A 6,278-nucleotide genomic window follows, 5' to 3' on the forward strand; every position below is an offset into this window, starting at 1 on the left:
GTCAACCCTCATCAAGATCCTCCTCGGCCTCCTCCCGCCCACCTCCGGCAGCGCCACCGTCCTCGGCTACGACGTCCTCAGCCAGGGGCTCGAACTCAGGCAGCACGTCGGCTACATGCCCGAGCACGACTGCCTCCCCCTCGATGTCTCCGCCACCGAATTCATCGCCCACATGGCCCAGGTCAACGGCCTGCCCCGCGCCGCCGCCCGGGAGCGCACCGCCGAGACCCTCCGCCACGTCGGGCTCTTCGAAGAGCGCTACCGCGAGATCCGCGGCTACTCCACCGGCATGAAGCAGCGCGTCAAGCTCGCCCAGGCCCTCGTCCACGACCCGCAGCTCCTCTTTCTCGACGAGCCCACCAACGGCCTCGACCCCGCCGGCCGCGACGACATGCTCGACCTCGTCCGCCGCACCGGCCGCGAGTTCGGCATCTCCATCCTCATGGCCTCCCACCTGCTGGGCGAAATCGAGCGCGTTTGCGACCAGGTCGTCGTCATCGATGCCGGCACCCTGCTCCGCCAGGGCCCTCTCCGCGACTTCACCGCCGATACCGGCACGCTCGTCGTCGAACTCGATGGCGAACCGGTGGCGCTGCTCGCCGCCCTGCGCGCCCACGGGTTCCGCGCCGAGCTCGATGGCGCATCCATCCTCGTCGCCCTCGAAGGCGAGCCCCCGTACGACCTCATCCGCGACCTCTGTGCCCGCGAATCCCTCGGCCTCGTCCGCCTCGAACCGCGCCGCCAGGCCCTCGAAGACCTCTTCCGCCCCGCGAGCGAGCCCGCCCATGCCGCCAGCTGAACCCCGCACCGGCAGCATCTACGACCTCGGCTACCGCCGCTACGACGGTCCCCGCCTGGGCCGGTCTCAGGCCCTTCGCACCCTCTGGCTGTTCACCCTCCGCGGCGCCTTCGGCCTCGGTCGGCGCCCCTCGGCCAAGGTCCTGCCCGTCGCCATCACCGTGATCGCCTTCTTCCCCGCGCTGGTCCAGCTCGGCGTCGCCGCCCTCGTCGGCGACCGGGTCGAAATCATCACGCCCTGGAACTACTTCGGCTACGTGCAGGTCCCGGTCGCGCTCTTCTGCGCGGCCGTCGCCCCAGAGATCTACGGCCGCGACCTGCGCCATCGCACCATCGTGCTCTACTTCGCCCGCGCCCTGCGCCGCGAGGATTACGTGCTCGCCAGGGCCGCCGCCTTCGCCGCCGCGCTCGCGGTGCTGACCCTGCTGCCGCAGGTGGTGCTCCTCATCGGCAACGGCCTCGCCAGCGAGGACATCCCCGGCTACCTCGCCGACCACTGGCGCGAGCTGCCCCAGGCCCTCGTCGCCGGGAGCGGCATCGCCGTCGTCACCGCCGCCGTCAGCCTCGCCCTGGCAGCCCAGACCCCGCGCCGCGCTTACGCCACCGTCGCGGTCGCGGCCTGGTTCTTTATCACGCTGCCCTTTGCCTCGCTCCTCGTCGAAATCGGCGGCGAGGTCGGCCGCTATGCCGTCTGGTTCAGCCCGTTCGACCTCCTCTATGGCGCCACCCTCTGGGTGTTCGGGCGCGACCCCGGCCCGACCTCTGCCCAGGCGCAGGCCGGGCTGCCCGACTGGACCTACCCCCTCCTCGCCCTCGCCCACGCCGCCGTCGCGCTCGCCCTGCTGCTCCGCCGCTTCCGGGAGCTGCGTGCATGAACGCCCCGCCCATCGCCGTCGAAAACCTCTCCCGCTGGTACGGCAACGTCGTCGCCGTCAACAACGTCAGCTTCACGGTCGGACCCGGCATCACCGGCCTCCTCGGCCCGAACGGCGCCGGCAAGTCCACCATCCTCCACTGCCTCGCCGGCTTCCTTCGCCCCTCCGCCGGCGAGGTGCGCATCGAAGGGCAGCCCGCCTGGCGCAACCCGGACATCTACCGCCGCATCGGCCTCGTCCCCGAGCGCGAAGCGGTCTACCCCTTCCTCACCGGGCGCCAGTTCGTCGAACTGAACGCCCGGCTCCACGCCCTCCCCGACCCCGCCGACGCCGCCCGCCGCGCCATCGCCCGGGTCGACATGGAAGCCGCCGCCGACCGCGCCTGCGGCACCTACTCCAAGGGCATGAAGCAGCGCATCAAGGTCGCTGCCGCCATCGTCCACGACCCGCCCATCCTCATCCTCGACGAGCCGTTCAACGGCGCCGACCCGCGCCAGCGCCTCCAGCTCATGGACCTCTTCCGCCGCATGGCCGCCGAGGGGCGCACCATCCTCTACTCCTCCCACATCCTCGAAGAGGTCGAACGCCTCGCCAGCGAGGTCCTCGTCATCGTCGCCGGCCGGCTCGCCGCCTCCGGCGACTACCGCCGCATCCGTGCCCTCATGACCGACCGCCCCCACACCGTCACCGTCCGCTCCAGCGATAACCGCGCGCTCGCTGCCGCCCTCCTCCCCGACCCCGCCATCCGCGGCGTCGCCATTGAGGACGGCCGTCTCGAAATCCGCTCCGCCGAGCTGCGAGCCTGCGCCCTCGCCCTCCCCCGCGCGGCCGCCGCCGCCGGGGTCACCCTCTACGAGGTCCGCCCCACCGATGAATCGCTCGAAAGTGTCTTCGCCTACCTGGTCCGCCGCTGAGCCCGGCCGCCCATGAACGCCGCCGTCGTCCAGCTCACCGCCCGCACCCTCCTCGGCCAGCGCCGCACCCTCCTCGTCGGGCTCCTCGCCCTCGTGCCCGTTGCGATGGCCCTGCTCTTCCGCCTCGCCGCGCCGGAAGACGCCGACCCCGCCCGTTTCACTGCCCGGGCGCTCCTGGGCGGCATCGTCACCACCACCATCCTCCCCCTGGTCAGCCTCGTCCTGGGCACCGCTGCCTTCGGCCAGGATTTCGAAGACGGCACCGCCGTCTACCTCCTCGGGAAACCGCTGCCCCGCTGGCGCATCGTCCTCTCCCGGCTCGTTACCGCCTGGCTGATCGCCGCCGCTGTCCTCATCCCGACCACCGCTGCGGCCGGCCTGGTCGCCCGCCAATCCGCCGACCCGGCCCTCGTCCTCGGCTTCACGCTCGCCGTGCCCGTCGGCGCCCTGCTCTACCTTGCGCTCTTCACCTGGCTCAGCGTCCTCACCTCCCGGGCCCTGGTCGCCGGTCTCCTCTACGTCTTCCTCTGGGAGGGCGTCATCTCCGGCATCTTTTCCGGCGTCCGCTTCTTCTCCATTCGCCAGTACACGCTCGGCCTCGCCGACGCCTTCTTCGACCTCCCGGCCGTCTTCGACCCCCGCCTGTCGCCCCTCCAGGCCGCCCTGCTCTCCGCCGCGGTCCTGCCGCTGTTCACGGTCCTCGCCATCCGCCGCCTCGAGCGCTGGGAAATCGGCGAATCCGCCTGAGCCGCGCTGACCAGGGCCGCGCTAACCATCCGATCACCGGCTCTTCCACGCTCGATAACCATCCCCGCCAACGATGGTGCGCGGCCGCCTTGGCCGCAGCACGCATCGCAGCGAGGAGTCTCCATGACCCTGGACCCCGACCCGTCCGATCTGCTGCCCGTCATTGAGACGGGTGCGCCCAACCAGTGCTTCCTGCACCCCCAGACCTGCCGCTGGAGCTGCGGCAACCAGTGCGCCGGTCCCCTCCCGAACAGCTCCGAAAACGCCTACTTCGGCGACATCCTCCAGCGCGCCATCTCTCGCCGCGGGCTGTTCGGGCTCGGTGCCCTCGCCGCCGGCTTCCTCGTCGTCGGCCGCGAAGCCGCCCTCGGCGCCGAAACGGCCAGCGCCCAGTCCGCCGGCAGCACCGGCCTCGCCTTCACCCCCGTCAAGCTCGATAGCTCCGACCGCGTGATCGTCCCGCCCGGGTACCGGTTCGAGACCCTCATTCGCTGGGGCGACCCGCTCTTCCTCGACCCCGATTCCGGCTTCGACATCGAGAACCAGAGCGGCGCCCGCCAGTCCCGCCAGTTCGGCTACAACTGCGACTGGCTCGGCTTCATCCCCCTCACCGAAACGCGCGCCCTCCTCGTCGTCAACCACGAATACACCAACCCTGAGCTCATGTTCCCGGGCTACGACCCGGAAAATCCCACCCGCGACCAGGTCGAAGCCGAGCTGGAAGCCCACGGTGTCTCCGTCATCCATATCGAACGGCATCCCGCCCGCGGCTGGCGCTACACCCTCGGCGCCTGGCACAACCGCCGCATCACCGGCACCACCCCCATCCGCCTCACCGGCCCCGCCGCCGGCCACCCCTGGATGCGCACCTCCGCCGACCCCGCGGGCTACACCGTCCTCGGCACCCTCAACAACTGCGCCGCCGGCATCACCCCCTGGGGCACCGTCCTCACCTGCGAGGAGAACTTCCACCAGTACTTCGCCAACGCCGATGCCGTCACCGATGCGGCGAAGCGCGCCGTCCACAGCCGCTACGGTCTCCCGAAGGCTGCCAGCGAGCGCAAGTGGGAGCGCTTCGACCCGCGCTTCGACCTTGCCCGCGAGCCCAGCGAACCCTTCCGCTTCGGTTGGGTCGTCGAATTCGACCCGCACGACCCCGGCTCGCTCCCGCGCAAGCACACCGCCCTCGGCCGCTTCAAGCACGAAGCAGCCACCAGCGTCATCGCCCCAGATGGCCGCGTCGTCCTCTACATGGGCGACGATGAACGCTTCGAATACATGTACCGCTTTGTCACCGAAGGCCGGTACAACCCCAACGACCGCGAGGCCAACATGCGCCTCCTGGAGCGCGGCACCCTCTACGCTGCCCGCTTCGATGCGGACGGCACCGGCCGCTGGCTTCCCCTCGTTGCCGGCCAGGGCCCGCTGACCGCCGCCAATGGCTTCGCCACCCAGGGCGACGTCTGCATCAACACCCGCCGCGCCGCGGACCTCGTCGGCGCGACCAAGATGGACCGCCCCGAGGACGTCGAAACCAACCCGAAGAACGGCTTCGTCTACGCCGCCCTCACCAACAACACCCAGCGCGGCGCCTCCGGGCGGGCCGGCGCCGATGCCGCCAACCCCCGGAACAACAACCGCCACGGCCACATCATCGAACTCCGCCCCGCCCGCGGCGACCACACCAGCGATACCTTCCGCTGGGGCATCTTCATGCTCTGCGGCGACCCGGCCACCGACCAGACCTACTTCGCCGGCTTCCCGCCATCGCTCTGCAGCCCCATCTCCAGCCCCGACAACATCGCCTTCGACCGCAAGGGCAACCTCTGGATCTCCACCGACGGCCAGACCTCCTCGTTCAAGAAGAACGACGGCGTCTTCGCCGTGCCCGTTGAGGGCCCCGAGCGCGGCTACAACCGCCAGTTCCTCAGCGGCGTCCCCGGCGGCGAAGTCGCCAGCCTCATCTTCTCCGATACCGACGACACCCTGTTCGTCTCCATCCAGCACCCCGGCGAAGGCACCACCCTCGCCAACCCGTCCAGCCGTTTCCCCGACGGCAAGGACCCGCGGCCGTCGGTCATCTTCGTCCGCAAGGACGACGGCGGCCCCATCGGCAGCTGAGGCAGAACCGGAGAAGGGGAGAACGGGAGAACGGGAGAACGGGAGAAGGGGAGAGCGGCCCCTCCCCGCTCCCTGCACCCCACTCCCGGGCAGGGGCTGACGCCAGGGCGGTGCTCCCGGCTCCCCGCTCCCGGGCGGGGCCGGGCCGGGCGGTGCTCCCGGCTCCCCGCTCCCGGCTCCCGGTCCCACTTCCAACCTCCAACCTCCAACCTCCCACCTCCCACCTCCCACCTCCTTGCTCCTTAGCGTCCATACTGGGCCGCAATGGCCCCGGCGCACATAAACCCGCGCCCGCGTGAATCCTTCGCCGCACCCCCCGCTGCGCTGACATAAGAGCGTTGAACCCCCCGGCCCCGCGCACTACCCTTCGCCCCTGTCCCCGCCTGCGGGGGCCGGGGGGACGGCCCCGAAGACCACGTCTCACCGACGCCGCAACCACCGTGGAGCCGCCCGCTGCGCGCGGGAGGAAGGAGAGTGTGTGCCCTTGGAAACCGCCAGCCCGGGCGCCGAACCCCGCCACCTCGCCCGCACATGGCGCGCCATCCTCGGCTGCCTCGAAGTCCAGCTCAACCCCCACACCGTCGCAACCTGGCTTGCCCCCGCAAGGCCCTGCGCCTTCGATGGCCGCACCTTCACCATCCAGGCCCCCAACGAGATCGCCCGCGATTGGCTCGATACCCGCCTCCGCACCGTCATCGAGCGTGCAGCCGCCCAGGTCCTCGGCGAAGTCGAGCTCCGGGTCGTCGGTCCCGCGCCCGAGGCGGCACGCCGCCCGCCCCGGGGGCCGATCACCGGCACCGTCAACTGCGCCCTCACCTTCGAT

Annotated in this window: 6 protein-coding genes; all 6 read left to right on the plus strand. The window is 71.1% G+C overall.

Going from position 1 to position 6,278, the window contains the following annotated elements:
- On the plus strand, positions 1-799 hold a 799-nt coding region (locus tag VAE46_RS00195), incomplete at its 5' end, for an ABC transporter ATP-binding protein (RefSeq protein ID WP_322794879.1).
- Positions 786-1,673, plus strand: coding sequence for a hypothetical protein (locus VAE46_RS00200; protein ID WP_322794880.1), 888 nt, complete (start codon positions 786-788; stop codon positions 1,671-1,673). The genes VAE46_RS00195 and VAE46_RS00200, both read left to right, overlap by 14 nt.
- Positions 1,670-2,587 (plus strand): ABC transporter ATP-binding protein, encoded by a 918-nt coding sequence (locus tag VAE46_RS00205; RefSeq protein WP_322794881.1) that lies wholly within the window; start codon positions 1,670-1,672, stop codon positions 2,585-2,587. The genes VAE46_RS00200 and VAE46_RS00205 overlap by 4 nt, the downstream gene beginning before the upstream one ends.
- A gap of 12 nt (positions 2,588-2,599) precedes the next feature.
- The gene (locus VAE46_RS00210) at positions 2,600-3,334 is read left to right on the plus strand and encodes an ABC transporter permease (RefSeq protein ID WP_322794882.1); all 735 of its coding nucleotides are present in this window, start codon (positions 2,600-2,602) and stop codon (positions 3,332-3,334) included.
- A gap of 123 nt (positions 3,335-3,457) precedes the next feature.
- Positions 3,458-5,455, plus strand: coding sequence for a PhoX family phosphatase (locus VAE46_RS00215; protein WP_322794883.1), 1,998 nt, complete (start codon positions 3,458-3,460; stop codon positions 5,453-5,455).
- A 478-nt stretch (positions 5,456-5,933) separates the two neighbouring features.
- The coding region (locus tag VAE46_RS00220; RefSeq protein ID WP_322794884.1) for a DnaA N-terminal domain-containing protein at positions 5,934-6,278 on the plus strand (345 nt) is incomplete at its 3' end.

The organism is Tepidiforma sp. (assembly GCF_034433535.1).
In the GTDB taxonomy this organism is placed as follows: Bacteria; Chloroflexota; Dehalococcoidia; order Tepidiformales; family Tepidiformaceae; genus Tepidiforma.

Coding starts and splice junctions, on each gene's coding strand:
- VAE46_RS00200 (WP_322794880.1), top strand. CDS start 786: ATGCCGCCAGCTGAACCCCGCACCGGCAGCATCTACGACCTCGGCTAC.
- VAE46_RS00205 (WP_322794881.1), top strand. CDS start 1,670: ATGAACGCCCCGCCCATCGCCGTCGAAAACCTCTCCCGCTGGTACGGC.
- VAE46_RS00210 (WP_322794882.1), top strand. CDS start 2,600: ATGAACGCCGCCGTCGTCCAGCTCACCGCCCGCACCCTCCTCGGCCAG.
- VAE46_RS00215 (WP_322794883.1), top strand. CDS start 3,458: ATGACCCTGGACCCCGACCCGTCCGATCTGCTGCCCGTCATTGAGACG.